16 protein-coding genes are annotated in these 16,724 nt (G+C 37.6%); 14 read left to right on the forward strand and 2 right to left on the reverse strand.

Annotated features, from left to right (window positions below; translation table 11 throughout):
* The first annotated feature begins 29 nt into the window (after positions 1-29).
* The 7 genes from ACIFOT_RS03325 (at position 30) to ACIFOT_RS03355 (ending at position 7,291) form a co-directional block, all read left to right on the forward strand.
* Entirely contained in the window at positions 30-743 is a 714-nt protein-coding gene (locus tag ACIFOT_RS03325; protein WP_430061628.1) for a metallophosphoesterase, read from the forward strand.
* A gap of 25 nt (positions 744-768) precedes the next feature.
* On the forward strand, positions 769-1,734 hold the full coding sequence (locus ACIFOT_RS03330) for an NAD(P)H-dependent flavin oxidoreductase (RefSeq protein WP_430061630.1): 966 nt from the start codon (positions 769-771) through the stop codon (positions 1,732-1,734).
* 261 nt (positions 1,735-1,995) lie between these two features.
* Entirely contained in the window at positions 1,996-3,027 is a 1,032-nt protein-coding gene (locus ACIFOT_RS03335; RefSeq protein ID WP_430061632.1) for an ABC transporter permease, read from the forward strand.
* Position 3,028: 1 nt separating this feature from the next.
* The gene (locus ACIFOT_RS03340) at positions 3,029-3,715 is read left to right on the forward strand and encodes an ABC transporter ATP-binding protein (protein WP_430061634.1); all 687 of its coding nucleotides are present in this window, start codon (positions 3,029-3,031) and stop codon (positions 3,713-3,715) included.
* 39 nt (positions 3,716-3,754) lie between these two features.
* A complete protein-coding gene (locus tag ACIFOT_RS03345) occupies positions 3,755-4,435 on the forward strand; it encodes a response regulator transcription factor (RefSeq protein ID WP_430061636.1) in 681 nt (226 codons plus the stop codon).
* Complete coding sequence (locus ACIFOT_RS03350) at positions 4,432-5,811, forward strand: sensor histidine kinase (protein ID WP_430061638.1); 1,380 nt, start codon at positions 4,432-4,434, stop codon at positions 5,809-5,811. The genes ACIFOT_RS03345 and ACIFOT_RS03350 overlap by 4 nt, the downstream gene beginning before the upstream one ends.
* Positions 5,812-6,418: 607 nt before the next feature.
* Complete coding sequence (locus tag ACIFOT_RS03355; protein WP_430061640.1) at positions 6,419-7,291, forward strand: DUF1002 domain-containing protein; 873 nt, start codon at positions 6,419-6,421, stop codon at positions 7,289-7,291.
* Between the two features lie 457 nt (positions 7,292-7,748).
* Here ACIFOT_RS03355 and ACIFOT_RS03360 read toward each other — a convergent pair whose 3' ends face one another.
* Complete coding sequence (locus ACIFOT_RS03360; RefSeq protein WP_430061642.1) at positions 7,749-8,183, reverse strand: S1 domain-containing RNA-binding protein; 435 nt, start codon at positions 8,181-8,183, stop codon at positions 7,749-7,751.
* A 157-nt stretch (positions 8,184-8,340) separates the two neighbouring features.
* Here ACIFOT_RS03360 and ACIFOT_RS03365 point away from each other — a divergent pair, with 157 nt between their 5' ends.
* The 3 genes from ACIFOT_RS03365 to sda all read left to right on the forward strand — a co-directional run bounded on the left by ACIFOT_RS03365 (position 8,341) and on the right by sda (position 9,671).
* A complete protein-coding gene (locus tag ACIFOT_RS03365) occupies positions 8,341-8,589 on the forward strand; it encodes a hypothetical protein (RefSeq protein ID WP_430061644.1) in 249 nt (82 codons plus the stop codon).
* A 121-nt stretch (positions 8,590-8,710) separates the two neighbouring features.
* Complete coding sequence (locus tag ACIFOT_RS03370) at positions 8,711-9,352, forward strand: hypothetical protein (protein ID WP_430061646.1); 642 nt, start codon at positions 8,711-8,713, stop codon at positions 9,350-9,352.
* Between the two features lie 169 nt (positions 9,353-9,521).
* Positions 9,522-9,671, forward strand: a complete 150-nt coding sequence (gene sda / locus ACIFOT_RS03375; RefSeq protein ID WP_430061647.1) for a sporulation histidine kinase inhibitor Sda — start codon at positions 9,522-9,524, stop codon at positions 9,669-9,671.
* A 598-nt stretch (positions 9,672-10,269) separates the two neighbouring features.
* On the opposite strand, the gene ACIFOT_RS03380 is transcribed toward sda, so the two are convergent.
* On the reverse strand, positions 10,270-12,300 hold the full coding sequence (locus ACIFOT_RS03380; RefSeq protein ID WP_430061649.1) for an alpha-galactosidase: 2,031 nt from the start codon (positions 12,298-12,300) through the stop codon (positions 10,270-10,272).
* A gap of 303 nt (positions 12,301-12,603) precedes the next feature.
* Between ACIFOT_RS03380 and ACIFOT_RS03385 the strand changes: the two genes are divergently transcribed.
* The 4 genes from ACIFOT_RS03385 (at position 12,604) to ACIFOT_RS03400 (ending at position 16,723) form a co-directional block, all read left to right on the forward strand.
* Positions 12,604-13,503: a LysR family transcriptional regulator gene (locus ACIFOT_RS03385; RefSeq protein ID WP_430061650.1), complete on the forward strand. Its 900-nt coding sequence runs from the start codon at positions 12,604-12,606 to the stop codon at positions 13,501-13,503.
* A 187-nt stretch (positions 13,504-13,690) separates the two neighbouring features.
* Positions 13,691-14,041: a hypothetical protein gene (locus ACIFOT_RS03390; protein WP_430061652.1), complete on the forward strand. Its 351-nt coding sequence runs from the start codon at positions 13,691-13,693 to the stop codon at positions 14,039-14,041.
* A gap of 173 nt (positions 14,042-14,214) precedes the next feature.
* On the forward strand, positions 14,215-15,249 hold the full coding sequence (locus tag ACIFOT_RS03395; RefSeq protein WP_430061654.1) for an LLM class flavin-dependent oxidoreductase: 1,035 nt from the start codon (positions 14,215-14,217) through the stop codon (positions 15,247-15,249).
* 136 nt (positions 15,250-15,385) lie between these two features.
* A complete protein-coding gene (locus tag ACIFOT_RS03400; protein WP_430061655.1) occupies positions 15,386-16,723 on the forward strand; it encodes an LLM class flavin-dependent oxidoreductase in 1,338 nt (445 codons plus the stop codon).
* Position 16,724 lies beyond the last annotated feature (1 nt).

The following is a 16,724-nucleotide window of genomic DNA, read 5'->3' on the forward strand; positions in this document are numbered from 1 at the left end:
AAAAATTAGTAATGTAAGAGAGGTGAAAAATGAGGAAAATCGTAATTTCTGATATTCATGGTTGTGCAGCAGAGCTTGATCAACTTTTGAACAAGACAAACGCTCAACCGGAAGAAGTTATTTTTCTAGGAGACTATATTGATTCCGGACCAGATAGTCTAGGGGTATTAGATAGGGTAATAGATTGGTGCGGCCAAGGTGCAACGGCATTACTAGGCAATCATGACGATTTATTTTTACGATGGCTGGATGATAAAGAAATTATTTTTTATTATGGCAGAATTGGCGGGATGGCTACGATTAATTGCTGCCTACAAAGACTTGGGATGGACAGTGTTGAATATTCTCAATTGCTGCATGACCCAATAAAAGAAAATGAAATAAGAAAAACCATCATGGATTGTTTTTGTAAACAAATTTCCTTCTTACACTCGCTCCCACTATTTAAAAAGGAGTCAGAACTGATTTTTGTTCACGCAGGAATTAATCCGAAAAAAGGATTGGAAAAAACGACCAAAATTGAGTTCCTCAATCTTCGTGATGAATTTATTTACGAGTATAAAGGTTTTGAAACGATCATTTTCGGTCATACACCAACTAGAAGATTACATAATCATAATAATGTATATTTTGGTCCGAACCGAGTAATCGGGATCGATGGAGGGTGTGCCTTCGGAGGACAGCTAAATGCATTAATCATAAACGATAGTCAGTTCAGATCAGCATCAGTATTAAGAAAATAAATTTTCAAATGGAGGCAAAATGAACATGTCAAATATTCCATCAATATTGAAAGGGTTGCGTATTCCCGTAATCGGCGCACCGCTTTTTATCATTAGTAATCCGAAACTAGTCATTGCACAGTGTAAGGCAGGAATTGTTGGTTCTATGCCGGCACTAAATGCCAGGCCTGCATCCATGCTCGATGAATGGCTAGCAGAAATCACAGAGGAGCTGGCAGCGTACAACGCTCAGAATCCGGACCGGCCTGCTGCCCCGTTCGCTATTAATCAAATTGTGCACAAATCCAATGATCGGCTCGAACATGACGTGGAATTGTGTAAGAAATATAAAGTTCCGATCATTATTACTTCCCTAGGGGCTCGTGAGGATGTTAATGCCGCCATACATAGTTACGGTGGAATTGTAATGCATGATGTAATCAATAACAAGTTTGCGCACAAGGCCATCGAAAAAGGGGCAGATGGGTTGATTGCCGTTGCTGCAGGTGCTGGCGGTCATGCTGGTGTGAAGAGCCCGTTTGCATTGATTCAAGAAATCCGCCAATGGTTCAACGGTCCGCTTGCACTGTCCGGATCGATTGCCAATGGTAATGCGGTATTAGCAGCCCAGGCGCTGGGAGCCGATTTTGCCTATATCGGATCGCCTTTCATTGCGACCCATGAAGCGAATGCTGTTGAAGAATACAAGCAAGCAATCGTTGATTCTACATCTGACGATATTGTTTATAGTAATTTGTTTACAGGTGTCCATGGAAACTATCTGGCTCCATCCATCCGGAATGCTGGGTTGGATCCTGATGCACTTCCAGAAAGCGATCCATCTAAGATGAGTTTTTCGGATGGATCATCGAAGCCGAAAGCATGGAAGGAAATCTGGGGATCTGGTCAGGGAATCGGAGTTATTAATGAGGTCACTGGTGCAGGAGAATTCGTTGACAAGCTATATCAAGAGTATCTGGCAGCAAAAGAGAGAATCGTTCATATCGGATGAACAAATCTCGCAAAAAAGGCACCTTCAATTTTTATATTGTGTTGTAGCGGGTAAAGCGACTCTCATTCGAGGGTCGCTTTTATATTTTTACTTGCTTCTTATTTTAACCAATGGTTAATAATGGTTAATTATTATGTATTTTACATACCTAATTCAGTGCGTTAAGAAATTCTACAGATAAATGTCATTTCCTGTTCATCCCCCGTTCACAAACGGATTATAAACTAACGATATCAAAGAGGAATTGGGGGTATAAAGAAGATGAACATTGCTTGGAAAGAAATGAAGAAAAATAAAGGAAGGTTTTTGATTTTAGGTTCTATCGTTTTTCTGGTTAGTTTATTAACGTTTATCATCTCTGGTATAGCAAACGGCTTATCTCAAGATAATGCAGCTTTAATTAAAGATTTGCCAAATGGCCAATTCTATATGACGAAAGAAGCAGACGAAACCTATAATCTTTCAAGAATTAATAGCAGCACCCAAAAGAAAATACTAGACAAACACCAAAACGCTGCAGCCTTTTCAATTCAAATGGGTTTTTTGAATGAACGTAATCATAAGCAGCGGAGCGTCGCCTTTGTTACGTCAACCGAATCGAAGTGGTTTCAAAATGTAAAAAAAGGAGAAGTCGTACTGGACCGTTCTATGGAAGAGGATGGTATAAAAATTGGTGATACGTTAACGAATAATCAGTACGATGGCAAGTTTATTGTAAAAGGCTTTGTAGATCACAGTAAATACAGCCATGCCCCCGTTGCGTATGTCAATATGGAGGACTACCAAGAAATTTACCGGGCTAATCAAATGCAACTTATTTTCATACCGGGAGATTCAACACAAGGATTCGCTGGTCTACAAGCTTTTTCAAAGGATCAGTTCCTTAATGCCATTCCGAGTTATAAAGCAGAACAGATGTCCCTGAATATGATTATTTGGTTTTTAGTGATTATTAGCGGAATGTTATTTGCTATCTTTTTCTACATGATGAACGTTCAAAAAATCGGTTTATACGGTATTTTAAAAGCCATTGGTGTTAAAACAAGCACTTTATTTAAAATGATGTGGACGCAAATGGTGTTGATCACCATCATTGCGCTTGGTCTGTCGATTACACTGAGCCAATTGTTTAATCTGGCTGCGCCTGAAGGAATGCCTTTCCATTTAACCACGGAAAATACCGTACAATTATCGATTATCTTCCTAGTAATCGGTTTTATTGGAGCTACACTTTCCGGTGTTCAGATTAAAAAGATAGAACCATTACAAGCGATTCAACAAGGAGAGGGATAAAATGACGATATTTACAATCGATCATGTTAGAAAAACTTTTACAAATGGTGAAGTGAAGGAAGAGATTCTAAAAGGAGTGAATCTTTCTCTCAAGGAAGGAGAGGTAACAGCATTAGTTGGAGCGTCCGGCTCTGGTAAAAGCACACTCCTAACCATAGCGGCGGGTCTTCAGCCCGCATCGGACGGAACAGTCATTTTCGAAGGAAATAATATAACGAAAATGAGTTCAGAACAAGTGCGAAAAATTCGGGCGACTCAATTCGGTTTTGTCTTTCAATTTGCCCATCTAGTTCCTTTTCTAACAGTTGAAGAACAACTGATGCTCATGATGGAGGTATCAGAATCAAAAATCAATAAACGTGAACAAAAAAAGGAAATTAACAAAATACTAAAATTAGTGGAAATGGACCATCGCAAAAACGCCTATCCTTCCTCTTTATCCGGCGGGGAAAAGCAGCGGGTTGCCATAGCCCGTGCCATAATTCATCAACCAAAGGTTCTCTTCGCGGATGAACCAACGGCAAGTTTGGATTCAAAACGGTCTAAAGATGTGATGGAGTTAATCCGAAATTTAACGAAAACACTAAGCATAATGACATTAATGGTAACCCATGACGAAGAAATGCTCTCATTTGCCGATCATGTCATTAAAATGAGTGATGGACAGATTTTGCAAAGTGTCGTTTAATTTTTTGTAGACATTGTCATTTTTATAGGAGATGCATTCATGACCAATATTTTAATTGTTGATGATGATATCAATGTTTTGCAGCTTGTAACGATTCATTTATCTGAACAGGGTTATCAAGTATTCCAGGCAAAAGACGGGATGGAAGGGCTGGAAATATTGAAGAAGGCAGCATGTAATCTGGCCGTTGTCGATGTGATGATGCCTTTCATGGATGGCTATGCCCTAACGAAAGAGATTCGAAAACAATACGATATTCCCGTCATTCTTTTAACGGCCAAAAATCAAATCGAGGACAAAGAGCAAGGATTTGAAGCCGGTACGGATGATTACCTTATTAAGCCATTTGAACCAAAGGAATTAAGCTATCGTGTTAAAGCGCTGTTACGGCGATATGATCATCAAGCAGATGAATCCATTCAGCGTATTGGCAGTACGACGATCAACAAAAAGAGCTATGAGGTTCAGATTGGGAATCGAACCTTTCTTTTACCCCTAAAGGAATTTGAACTATTAGCTTTTTTCATTTCGAATCCTAAGCAGGTGTTTTCCAGAGAACATCTCATCGAACAGATTTGGGGATTGAATTTTCAAGGGGACGAAAGAACAGTAGATGTCCATATTAAAAGGTTAAGGGAACGTTTCTCTAAGTTGACAGATGATTTCCAAATAAAAACAGTACGCGGTGTGGGATATCTATTGGAGGTCCAACGTACATGAAGTCCCTTTATGTGAAATTTATTGTTATCACCATTGGCATGATGTTGATTAGCTTTATTTTGGCTTTTATCATCTCGAATATCTATTATCAACAAAAGCTAAAGCCTTTTAATGATAGAAAAAATACAAAAGTCGCGCTGGACGTTGCTGACTTTGCTGAAAAACATCCCGAGATTAGCCTGACAGAGTATTTGGATAGCATTTCTGCGGTTGGATACCAAATATGCCTTGTCGATCATCAAGGGAACAGAACTTTTTTTGGCGAGCCATTCAGGGACAAAAGTCTGTCAGGTTCAACTGAAAAGTATGTCTTAAACGGTCATGTTTTTCACGGGATTCTTGATTTTCCACAGCAAACATTTGTGACAGGCTTTTTTGCCAATGAACTAAAGAATACCATTGGTGTTCCCTTGAGACTGAACGGAAAAACCTTTGCTCTATTTGTGCGTCCTGACATAAAATTTCTTTTCGGCGAGATGCATGTTCTATTTGGCTGGATCCTGGTCTTGTCGATTACGTTGTCCATTGTGATGGTCCTTATTAATACGAAGTATTTAGTGAAACCGATATCCACTTTGACTAAAGCAACAAAATCACTGTCAAATGGTCGTTTTAATGTTGAACTGGAAATTAACCGCCATGATGAGTTAGGAGAGCTTTCACAAAGTTTTTTACAAATGGCAAGGAAATTAGAACAAATGGATGACATAAGAAAGGAATTCATTTCTAATATATCTCATGATATCCAGTCACCGCTTTCGAATATAAAAGGATACACCAGCCTTTTAGAAAATGAACTCATAAGTTTAGAAGATAGAAAACAGTATGTATCGATCATTAATAGTGAAATTAGGAGGCTGTCTAACTTAACAAAACAATTATTGCTTCTCGCTTCATTAGATCGAAATGAGGATATCGTAAAAAAGAAACGATTTAATGTTGGAGGACAAATTAAGGAATTGGTACGACATTACCAATGGGCAATAAGCGAGAAAGAGATTATGCTAAGCTACTCCCTGCCAGATATAAAGATTGTCGGCGATCCATCCTTACTGAATACGGTGTGGGATAACCTATTATCCAATGCAATAAAATACAATAAGCCAAATGGTAATATAGAAATTTCACTCGAACAAAGAGGGCAATCTGTTTGCGTAACGTTTAAGGATACAGGAATAGGGATGAATAATTCTGAAATAGAAAGGAGCTTTGAGCGCTTTTACCGTGCCGACAAGGCACGTACCCGAACAATCGACGGGACGGGTCTCGGATTATCCATCGTCAAAACGATTGTCGCTCTGCACGGCGGTTCCATTCAGGTGAGCAGTAAAGAGAATGAAGGGACTACGTTTATTGTAGAATTGCCTGTTTACTGATGAGAAGTGGGGGAAGCGGTTAAAGCCTAAGTCGTATTAAAGTTTGGGTCACAAATTGAAGAACAACAATTAATAGACCACTACAATGCAAGGCAAGCTAAATATCAGAATATCAAGGTGCTCGAAGTAGTTTCATCCCTGCCAAGAAATCCTTCTGGAAATACTGAAAAGAGAACTGCGGTTAAGAGGATAATCTTAAAAACAAACTATCTGCTGCCATTTTGGCGGCTGTTTTTCTTTACGATGAAAAACTCCTCTAAAGTATATTCGCAATTCAAAAGTCATATTTATTAAGATTTTTGTGGTTTAATCTTATGGTTGTAATATTATTATTTACCATGTAAGAATTTTAATTGTATTAGAATAAATGTTACCTATTCTTTTAATGAAAACTCAAACCTCTATGTTAAGATAATGCAAAGCCATTTTTTCAATGTCTGCAAACACGAGGAATAGCAGATGCGAAAGCTTCTCTGAAATGGTGAAAGGAGATACTTTTTATGGGAGCTTGGTCAACAAAAAAGGTTAACTGTTTATGAATTGAAAAAAGCGAATTATCGTCAAACATTCTAATGTAAATCGTTGCATGTATAAAGGAGGACTTTTTATGAAACTAAAATTACAGGCAATGTTTCTTGCCATAACGATGCTTTTATCTATTCCTTCTATCTGTTTTGCAGACGCATCAGAAGGAAATGTCATTGTTACTGTAGGAGAAAACCTAACAAAACAGCAAAAAAATGAAATGTTATCAGAGTTAGAGGTACCGGATAACGTACAAATTATTACCGTATCCAATAAAGAAGAGCATGAATATTTAGGTGAGTTTATTCCCAAGGGACAAATTGGTAACCGTGCTATTTCATCAGCAAGTATCACAATCGGTGCTAAAGATTCCGGGTTAAAGGTTCAAACGAACAATATTACTTGGGTTACGGATGAAATGTATACCAATGCCTTGATTACAGCAGGTGTAAAGGATGCAACCATTCACGTTTCCGCTCCATATTCTGTATCAGGAACAGCTGCATTAACAGGAATTATGAAAGCTTATGAAACGACAACCAATAAAGAAATTCCTGAAGAGGTCAAAAAAGCGGCGAATGAAGAAATGGTGAAAACAGCACAGCTTGGTGATTCTATTGGAGCGGACAATGCTGCTGCTCTTATGGGAAAAGTAAAGGATGAAATCGCCAAGAATGAACCGAAAACAGAAGCTGACTTGCGTGCATTAATTGAACAAGTTGCCTCAGAGCTTGGGGTTACATTAACAGATGCAGAGTTAGATAGTCTAGTAGACTTCTTCAGCGAACTGAAAGCAATGGATATTGACTGGAACCAAGTAAAAGAACAATTAAGTGTAACTTCAGAAAAAATCTCGACATTTTTGCAATCGGGAGAGGGGCAGTCATTTTTACAAAAGCTGCAAGATTTCTTAAATCATACACTTGATTCGATTCGTGTCCTATTTAATAAATAAACAAAGCAATAATAAATGTGACTAATCAAAAAATTAGATTGCAAATTAGTTTTTTCAACAATTGTGTTTGGATATTCAAGAACAATCATCATTTAAAGGGCGCTTTCTTTAATAAGAGGGCGTCTTTTGGTAATAGAGACAGTGATGACCTAATTATATTGGAGTGTGTATTTTAAGTTTGTGAATTTTTATTCTTAGAGTAACGGGGTGATTTAGTAATGCGTCAAGGCTGTTAATGAGGGAAGTTTTTTCAAAAAATTGGCTATCCTTCAGGTTAAATGGAGATAAGTAGTAACCCCTCTTAGAGGAATTTTCGTTTTTAAGAAAAGTTCTGATAAACTTTAATGTTGTTTTTTTAATGACCTAAGGCGATAAAAGATACATTAAAAAAGGCAAGCCAGTTTATTATAGAGGCTTGCCTTTATTTATATTATGAAGTTTTAAAAATCGCAGTACGTTATCCTCGTCTCCCGCCTCTACCGCCCTGCTTTGCTCCAGTGTTACGTTTGAGAGTAGACAAATTCTCTTCACTAGTCTTTAAAAAACGAGCTATTTTATCTTCGAAATTTTCCTTGGGTTTGAAATTGCCTTTTGAACGACTATCAACTCTTCCCTGACGTGGAGGGCGTTGTGAAAAAGAGGAGGTTTGTCCTTCGGGTCTATCAATAGCTTTTTTGATGGACAAGGCAATTTTTCCATCTTTCTCACTAATCACTTTTACTTCAATCAGGTCGCCTACTTTGAGATGGTCATTAACGTCTTTTACATAGCTATCTGCAACCTCACTGATATGCACAAGACCTGTTGAGCCTCCCGGTAATTCTACGAAAGCTCCGAAATTAGTGATACCTGTGACTTTACCTTGTACCTTGCTTCCTACTTCAACTGACATAAAAATTATTTTCCCCCTCAATATTGTTAAAAACACTTTATTATAACAAATTATTAAGTGAAATAATATCAACTGGAGTTATTTTCCTACCACCTTTTCGCATTCCTCCTCAACTAACCCATTTTTCCAGTTAAAGATCGAGCTAGCAATAGATCAAATGGTTTCAGCAGGCGGAACGGCTATATTTATTAAGGTGGACGCTTCTTCACAAGAACAAGAGCCAGAAGAATTGGCAAACGTTGTTGTTTTCTTGGCAAGAGATACAGCAAGTGGAATGGTAAAAATATTGTCAATAAAAGCATGGTGGTTTTGGAAAAGTTCAAAGCCGCCATTTTTTATAAAATTAATAAAATTTAATCATTTTATTGTTAATGTGCAATTGACGAAGCATGACCCATATGTGTAAAATACATATATAGTGATTTTGTAAATCATAGTTGTGACCTAGTATTCTTGAACTCTACATACCTCCGTTTCATAAGGAGGAAAAATAGAGAAATTAACAGAGAAAATGAGGAGGAATTAAGGTGGCCCAAAAGGTGATTCAAAAAGAAGAAGTTGTAAAAAAGGAAGTTAAAAAAGTAGAGGTCCCAAAAGTTGAGGCTGCAACAGTTGAGATTCAAAACGTAGAGCAGGAAAAAGAAACAAGTTATTTTACAGAGTCATTTATTGAAACATTTTGGAATCAATTTGAAGGTGCAGTATCTCGTACTAGAGAATATAGAGCACAACGTCAAGAACTTTACTTAAAAGCTATTAAAGAAACAACAAATTTCAATGGAATATACCGCAAAACTTTAAAGGGTCTCTTTGAGCAAGCGACAAAACTTAATAGCGATTTGCGTAATGGCTTATTCAAAAATTCTATTATTAAAACAAATGAATCTACTCAAGAAGTGACTGAATCTTTAAAAGGTCAAGTAAGTGAAGCAGCTAGTAAATTAGAGGAGCTTTATTTAACTCCATTTAACACAGCCTTTGATTTAATGGAAAGATCAGAAAAGATTTTTGAACAAAATAGCGAGGCATTCTTGGAATATACAAATGAAGCTCGGAATGCTTGGGAAGCTGTCACAGACAACTATTTAAAACAAGCAAGAAAAGCACATCAAAATATTGCTCATCGATTGGAAGATAGCGTGCGTATACTTGTTGCTCCAAGTAAATAAAGTACAAATCTGAAGAAAAACACAATCTAATCTGACAAAAAAAGCAGCTTTATTACGTGGAACGCTGCTTTTTTGCATTTGAATTGCTGATGACATTTTACAACTTAGTATTTCTTTTTCATATTCTTAATTGAAAGAAGGTATTTGAGTAAAGTGGAGTGAGACACGTATGCAAATCCTAAGCACTGAACAATTGCAAGAAGCATTTAATTCTGCTATTAAGTTAAATCTTAGTAAAGACTTTATTATGCTATTGGCTAATGAGTTAAACACACGAATTATTATTGAATCACCCAAAAGTGACTATAGAAAAATCTAAAATTGGAACTTATTACCTCTACAAGCTGCCTTGAAAATGAATAAGGAACGTAAAGCCCTCCAGAAATCGAAGCAATACGAGGAAAAATGAAAGAAGCCCAAAAACAATTTGGCAGCAATAATGCCCAAGTTGTGGAATATAAGAAACAATTAAACGATCTATGCAATAGATATTTTGGTCATAGCCAAACCGATTATAAATGGAAAAAACAGTAATAACTTTCAATGTTTTTTCAGAACTATGGACAAGGATATTTTCATAAAATAGTTTATCAAACTGTGAGGATGTTTTTGTTGATGAACTATAGAGTTTCCCACCCCCAATCTATAATAGGTCAGGCGTGGACTGGTAAACATGTCATATTGCTGCATTGCACTGCAGATAATCAATTTATTGGCCTTTTTAAAAGCTTTCATGCACCGACAGAGCCTCCAAGATCCAATTGTTCTGAAACCTTATCTCAGTTACTCAGTATTGGATATCATATTCATGCCGTCACAGCCATTTCGCCCAATCATATCCAGTATGTATTAGTTTTATAAAAAAGAGTTCGAGACAATGGTCCGAACTCTTTTTTATTGCAGTCAAACCTCGTTTGCTAGTCCCATACTTCTTCTTGACCAAACTTTTTCGGTCTTCTAAATAGCCTTTGGCCAATTAATTTATATTTCTTAGTAGCAATTCCAAGTACTGTCAAAAGGATCACCATAATTAAAACTATTAGAATTGTAAGCTGAGATGTAAATGATGGTTTATCGGTCTGAGCTGCGGGAGACTTTTCGCTAGTACCCACGTCATTTTTTGCCGTAACAAAATACGAGTAATAGGTGCCCTTTATACGTGGGGCTGCCTTATCGATATAGTTCGGATTAGTTAGATTCGATGCGATTGGCTTGTAACTGCTGCTGAGTCCAAAACGATTAATTTCCTTTCGATAGACTGTATAAGAACCCGTACCAAATGTGGGATTCCAGGAAAGTGAAACAGAATCTTTATTTTTCCTATTGGCTAAAACCCAGTCCGGTGAATCAGGTGCTGTTGTCATTTTTGTATGAAAGGAATAGATGCCAATCTGTTTTTCAGCTCCATCCGAAACGGAAGATATTTTCCAGTAGTAGCGTGTATCCGTCTCCAAGTCAGCTAAAACGATAGAGGGCGAAGATATGGTTCGATCAGATACGATGTTTTTAAAAATAGGATCAGCAGCTACGAGTACATGGTAGCTGTCTGCCATTGATTGGGCATCCCAGTTCAACGAAACATAGGATGGGTCTACATCCATTTCCCCGCTTTTTGGCGAAACAGAATGGGATGACGCCGGAACTACATGAATCATACGGGAATCATGACTGGAAAGACTAGCTGTGAATCCAGAGTCCATTTCTCCTAAATCTTGATGGCTCCAAATATCATGAACCAAAGCTGGTCCTTCAATATCCAAATCTGACCAATTAACAGCTACACTTTGAGTAGATTTGCCAATATTAAAGAGCCCAATATTGTACGAACCATCCGGCAGAGTTTGATAGAATACTTGAGAATTAGATGTTTTATATAAGCGTTTCCCTGGTACTCCACTTTGGTTGACACCAATAATTTCATCATTCGTTAGCAGGCTGATTCCATAGTCATCTAGTTTTGTCAGGTCGCTTCCTATAACGAAATGGGATGCGGCAATTGCCCATAAAGATACATATGAACGTTTTTCTTCTTCCGTTAGACCATCCTTACTTCCATTAGCCACATTTAATGAATCCAAGTCATTCCAACCGCCTGATCCAGCATGAGGCTGCCAGTTTGCGACATCACTAAATCTCCTTGACACCTTTTTCCAATTGGTGTGAGTAGGTGTGCCGTAGGCCTCCACATCGTGGTCAGTCCGCCAGCCATTGGATAACTGCTGCCAGGTGGATATATGTTTGATATCCAAGTTATTGGATAACTCAACATGAATCGGTCTTCCTGTTTTCTTCAAAGCTTTTGCCCATGCCTCAATATCAGGAATGTCCTGGTTACGAACTCCGTCAATTTTAAGGTAATCTACTCCATAGGAAGCAAACAGCCTCGCCCAAGAATCGATATATTCCTGAGCCCCTGGTTTTGAGTAATCAATCGCATACATATTGTCGAAATTAAAGCTAACTTTTTGACCTTTGCTCAAGTCCACAATATCTTTTGCATGGTAGGGGGTTCCTTCAATCGGAGTGTTTTGGTCAATCGCCCCTTTAGGAATACCAAGGGTTACATAAAGACCAAACTTCAATCCTTTTTTGTGGATATAGTCCCCAACAGCTTTCATACCATTTGGAAACTTCTCAGGGTCAACAACCCATCTCCCATACTCATCTACGGTAGTGGTCCAATTCAGCTGATAATAATCATCAAGATTGACATATTCGTATCCGTGTGACATAAATCTTGATGCCATAATATCAGCAGCCGCTTTAATGTTTTCCTCTGTCGGCTTCTTGCGAATTGAACTCCAGCTGCTCCAGCCCATAAATGGGCGCTGGGCTAAATTGTTATAGGAAGAAGCTTCGACCTCATCCAAATCAATAATGGAAAAAGGAAAGTTACCAGCAAGGATGAATGTGCACGTTAATAAAGTTGAGATAACCTTCTTAAGCATAAAACTTCCCCCAAGATTTATAGATTTAATTCATAAGAAATAGTTTTGTAGTTATTAAGTCTATAATATTACAGAAAACTTATTTTTTTAATGAACAATATGTTCCAACTTAATCGGTTGACTTAGTAGAAAATTATTTAAATCTTACTTTACACATTGGATTAATTGGAGTAAAATTTAGGAAACTTTTAAAAAATGAATTCTGCCGATTGGTCGTCCAAAGGCTCCTTAACACATTCGTGTGTTTTGGAGCTTTTTTTATTGGCAACGGTAATTAATTAAATCGGAAAGGGGTTGGAAGAATTGAATATCGATCATCTAGAAGCGTTTATGTATGTGGTTCATTTGGAAAGTATCCATAAAGCAGCAGAAGCTCTTTATTTATCTCAGCCAACCGTTACTGCGAGAATTAAAACACTGGAACGGGATTTAGGAATTGAATTATTTTTACGAAAGGGGAGAAGCTTGACATTATCGGAAGAAGGGAAAGCCTTTATTCCATATGCAGAGCAAATCATAAAAACCTACAATCAAGGAAAGAAACTATTGAAAAAAGAAGATAATCCAGAGGAAATTGTGATAGGGGCAAATATTATTACCTCACAATACTTTATTCCGTTTGCCCTTCCTTTCTTGAAAAGCTCCCATCCCGAGTTGCGATTTAAATTTATCTCAGCGCCAAACGAAGTATTGCTGGAAAAACTTCTTCAGAAACAGGTCGATATCGCTTTTTTAAAGGAGGTATCTCATCATGGAATTCAAAAGCATGAGCTCTTAAATAATTCCGTCAGATTAGTAGTTTATCCGGATCACTCATTTCATTCTCAAAAAAATATTACTGTCCAGCAATTGGCTTTGGAACCGATGGTATTTTTCGAGTGTGGTGCTTTTGACTGGAATCGGATTCACAAATTATTTGAAGTGGCCAATGTAAAACCCAATATAGAATTTTTAGTGGACCATCTTGAAGTGGCAAAATCGATCATACTAAGCAAAAATGGCATAGGATTTTTACCTTACTTATGCGTTAAAAAAGAGTTGGAGCAGGGTGATCTTATCGAAATCGATGTTTCACATTTTATTCATTTAAATCAGCATATTTATGCGGCTTACTTAAATAATAGTTATGAAAATAAACAGCTATGGAATGAAATTCTTTTTTCTGTTAAAGAATTTGAAAAGCAAAGCATCATATGTGATTAATTATTCCTATTTGTTGATTGATTTTTTCTATCAGTTAACATATTGCCATTACCATCTTCTGGGTGATAGGATTAATCTCAATTAAATAAAACAGCCCACGAACTCTACAGCAGGGAATAGCAAAGTTATAATTCCGACTATTCGGGTTTGTATTATTGGCTATATGTATATTAGGAGGATGACGTTTATGAAACCTCATAGTAAAAATTCAGTCAGAACATTTACAAAGAATGTAAGTTCCTTAGCAGCCTGTAAGTATCTCAACTTGCCGGATTTGCAGTTTTTTATTTGGTGTAACCAACAGTACGGAGTCAATCGAGGGATATATAATACGATTGATCAATGGTTTTATGAATATGGAATTGACAATATATATTGCCGAAGAATTCAGCTCTTGGCGTTTTTAGATTTTGTCAAAGATGAGATACACGAGCCAAATAAACATAAATTTATTCGCTTTGGCCATGGCGGTCTAACAAAAAGACTGAATGAATTTCTGAAAGATGATGCTCAAGGTGGAAAGGTAATACCACTGTAGAGAGAAAAAACAAACAATAGTTTTTTGATAGAATTTTTTTATCAATAATCTATTTTTTCCTATCAGTAAAAGTATTGCCAGTTCAGTATTTTCAGTGATAGGATAAAAAACAATTAAAATAAAACATACTTTTTCAATTGGTGATATCGGAATAAAAACGGAGGCGAAAATAAATGAGTTATCAACTGAGTATTTTAGATCAGAGCCCAGTATTTCCTGGAACCACCGCTTCTCATGCATTACAGAAAACCGTACGCTTGGCGCAAAAAGCGGAAGAATGGGGCTATTCACGTTTTTGGGTATCAGAGCATCATCATTCAGACCAAGTGGCAGGTTCCTCACCGGAAGTATTGATTTCATACCTATTGGCACGAACAAACACTATTCGAGTTGGCTCAGGAGGTGTAATGCTGCAGCATTATAGTCCATATAAAGTTGCAGAAAACTTTCATGTCTTAGCGACACTTGCTCCGGGAAGAGTTGACCTAGGCATAGGAAAAGCACCAGGCGGGCTTCCATTATCAACCAAAGCCTTACAATTTGGGACAGTCAATAATGGGCATGACTTTAGTGAAAAGATTTCGTTATTGCAAAAAACAATTGAAAATTCAGTCGAAGATGATCACCCGCTTGCAGGAATCCAAGCAACTCCCATTCCCCATGAAAAACCTGAAATTTTTCTGCTTGGTGCAAGTGTAAATAGTGCAGAACTTGCTGCAAGTCTAGGAATCTCATTCGTTTTTGCCAAATTTATCAATAGTGATGATAGAATCCTTCGAGATTCGGCAATTGCATATCGGCAAGGTTTTCCTAGCGGAAAATTCATCATTTCACTGGCGGTTATTGCCGCTCCTACCCATGCTGAAGCAGAAGAGCTCGTAGGCAATAGAAAAATTGTAAAAGTCCATCTGCAAAGCGGAAGATCGGTGACATTACAATCTCTTGAACAAGCAGAAGTGTTCGGAAGCCAGGCTGGTGAACCATATGAAATCACGGAGCAAGAAGCCGATATTATTATAGGAACCCCTGCTTTGGTGAAAGAAAAGTTAGACCAGCTTCACAGAAACTATCAGGTGGATGAATTTATTTTACATACACCGATTGAAAAAGATGAAGAAAGAATTCGATCCTTTCAGCTTTTAAGCCCGTTATACCAAACAGAAGAGGATATCAAGCAGACACCAAATAAGGAATACGCCCAAAAATAAAGTAGATTCATTTAAAACATGCGAAACAAGCTAGGAAATTATAACAAAGTATTTAAATCAATAAATAGGGCCGTTATACAACATTAAAACACACTATTCACATAGGAATAAAAGACAATGAAGGAGGAAATTAAAAATGTCAGCTAAAAGGCAATTAAAATTTGGAACGATCATTCATGGCGTCGGAGGAAATATTGCCGCATGGAGACATCCAGAGATATTAACGGATGCGAGTGTGAATTTTGATTTTTATAAGGAACAAGCACAAAAGTCAGAAAAGGCTAAATTCGATTTTGTCTTTATTGCAGATGGTTTGCATATTAACGAAAAATCATTGCCTCATTTCCTAAATCGGTTTGAACCGCTCACAATTCTATCGGCACTTGCAGCCGTAACGAAACGAATTGGCCTTGCAGGAACCGTATCAACTTCCTATAGTGAACCGTTTACTGTCGCAAGACAATTTTCATCACTAGATCATATAAGTCATGGCCGTGCCGGTTGGAATGTAGTTACGTCTCCATTAGAGAAAACGGCACTAAACTTTAGCAAAACAATCGAGGAGCATCCTGATCATTCAAAAAGATATCGAATTGCCTCTGAATATCTAGATGTAGCCAAAGGATTATGGGATTCATGGGAAGATGATGCATTTATTCGAGATAAGGAATCAGGGGTATTCTTTGATCCTGAAAAATTACATCAATTAAATCACAAAGGGGAGTTTTTCTCTGTACAAGGGCCATTAAATATAGCCAGATCGAAGCAAGGCCGCCCGATCATCTTCCAAGCAGGTTCCTCTGAAGATGGGAAAAACCTTGCTGCCAAATATGCCGATGCCATTTTCACAGGTCAGGCTACATTAGAAGCAGCCCAAAAATTCTATCAAGATGTGAAACGGAGGACGGCTGCATATGGCAGGAATCCTGAACACATTCTTATTTTGCCAGGTATCGAGCCGATTGTTGGAAAAACAGAGGAAGAAGCTGAACAGAAATATCAAGAGATTGCTAATTTAGTATCGATTGACCAGGCTTTGAACTATTTAGGACGCTTTTTTGAACATCATGATTTTTCACAGTATCCACTTGATGAACCATTTCCAGAAATCGGGGATTTAGGATCAAACAGCTTTAAAAGTGGAACGGATCTTATCAAAAAGGAGGCGAAAGAACAAAACTTAACACTAAGGCAGGTAGCGCTAAGGGCGGCGACACCAAGAACACCTTTTATTGGAACGCCAGAAAGAGTAGCTGATCTTATCCAAGAATGGTTCGAAGGCTATGGGGCGGATGGATTTATTGTTCACTTCAATCTCCCAAGCAATTTAAATGGATTTATTGATTATGTTGTGCCGATTCTTCAAGAACGTGGATTATTTCGAACAGAATATGAATCTGACACATTGAGGGGAAATCTTGGACTCCCATACCCGGTTAATCGTTATGCACAATCTACAGTGAAAAATGGATAGG

The sequence above is a fragment of the Neobacillus sp. NRS-1170 genome (genome assembly GCF_050468025.1).

Coding starts and splice junctions, on each gene's coding strand:
- ACIFOT_RS03350 (WP_430061638.1), top strand. CDS start 4,432: ATGAAGTCCCTTTATGTGAAATTTATTGTTATCACCATTGGCATGATG.
- ACIFOT_RS03390 (WP_430061652.1), top strand. CDS start 13,691: ATGAAACCTCATAGTAAAAATTCAGTCAGAACATTTACAAAGAATGTA.
- ACIFOT_RS03355 (WP_430061640.1), top strand. CDS start 6,419: ATGAAACTAAAATTACAGGCAATGTTTCTTGCCATAACGATGCTTTTA.
- ACIFOT_RS03340 (WP_430061634.1), top strand. CDS start 3,029: ATGACGATATTTACAATCGATCATGTTAGAAAAACTTTTACAAATGGT.
- ACIFOT_RS03325 (WP_430061628.1), top strand. CDS start 30: ATGAGGAAAATCGTAATTTCTGATATTCATGGTTGTGCAGCAGAGCTT.
- ACIFOT_RS03345 (WP_430061636.1), top strand. CDS start 3,755: ATGACCAATATTTTAATTGTTGATGATGATATCAATGTTTTGCAGCTT.
- ACIFOT_RS03330 (WP_430061630.1), top strand. CDS start 769: ATGTCAAATATTCCATCAATATTGAAAGGGTTGCGTATTCCCGTAATC.
- ACIFOT_RS03360 (WP_430061642.1), bottom strand. CDS start 8,183: ATGTCAGTTGAAGTAGGAAGCAAGGTACAAGGTAAAGTCACAGGTATC.
- ACIFOT_RS03380 (WP_430061649.1), bottom strand. CDS start 12,300: ATGCTTAAGAAGGTTATCTCAACTTTATTAACGTGCACATTCATCCTT.
- ACIFOT_RS03335 (WP_430061632.1), top strand. CDS start 1,996: ATGAACATTGCTTGGAAAGAAATGAAGAAAAATAAAGGAAGGTTTTTG.
- sda (WP_430061647.1), top strand. CDS start 9,522: ATGCAAATCCTAAGCACTGAACAATTGCAAGAAGCATTTAATTCTGCT.
- ACIFOT_RS03395 (WP_430061654.1), top strand. CDS start 14,215: ATGAGTTATCAACTGAGTATTTTAGATCAGAGCCCAGTATTTCCTGGA.
- ACIFOT_RS03400 (WP_430061655.1), top strand. CDS start 15,386: ATGTCAGCTAAAAGGCAATTAAAATTTGGAACGATCATTCATGGCGTC.
- ACIFOT_RS03365 (WP_430061644.1), top strand. CDS start 8,341: ATGGTTTCAGCAGGCGGAACGGCTATATTTATTAAGGTGGACGCTTCT.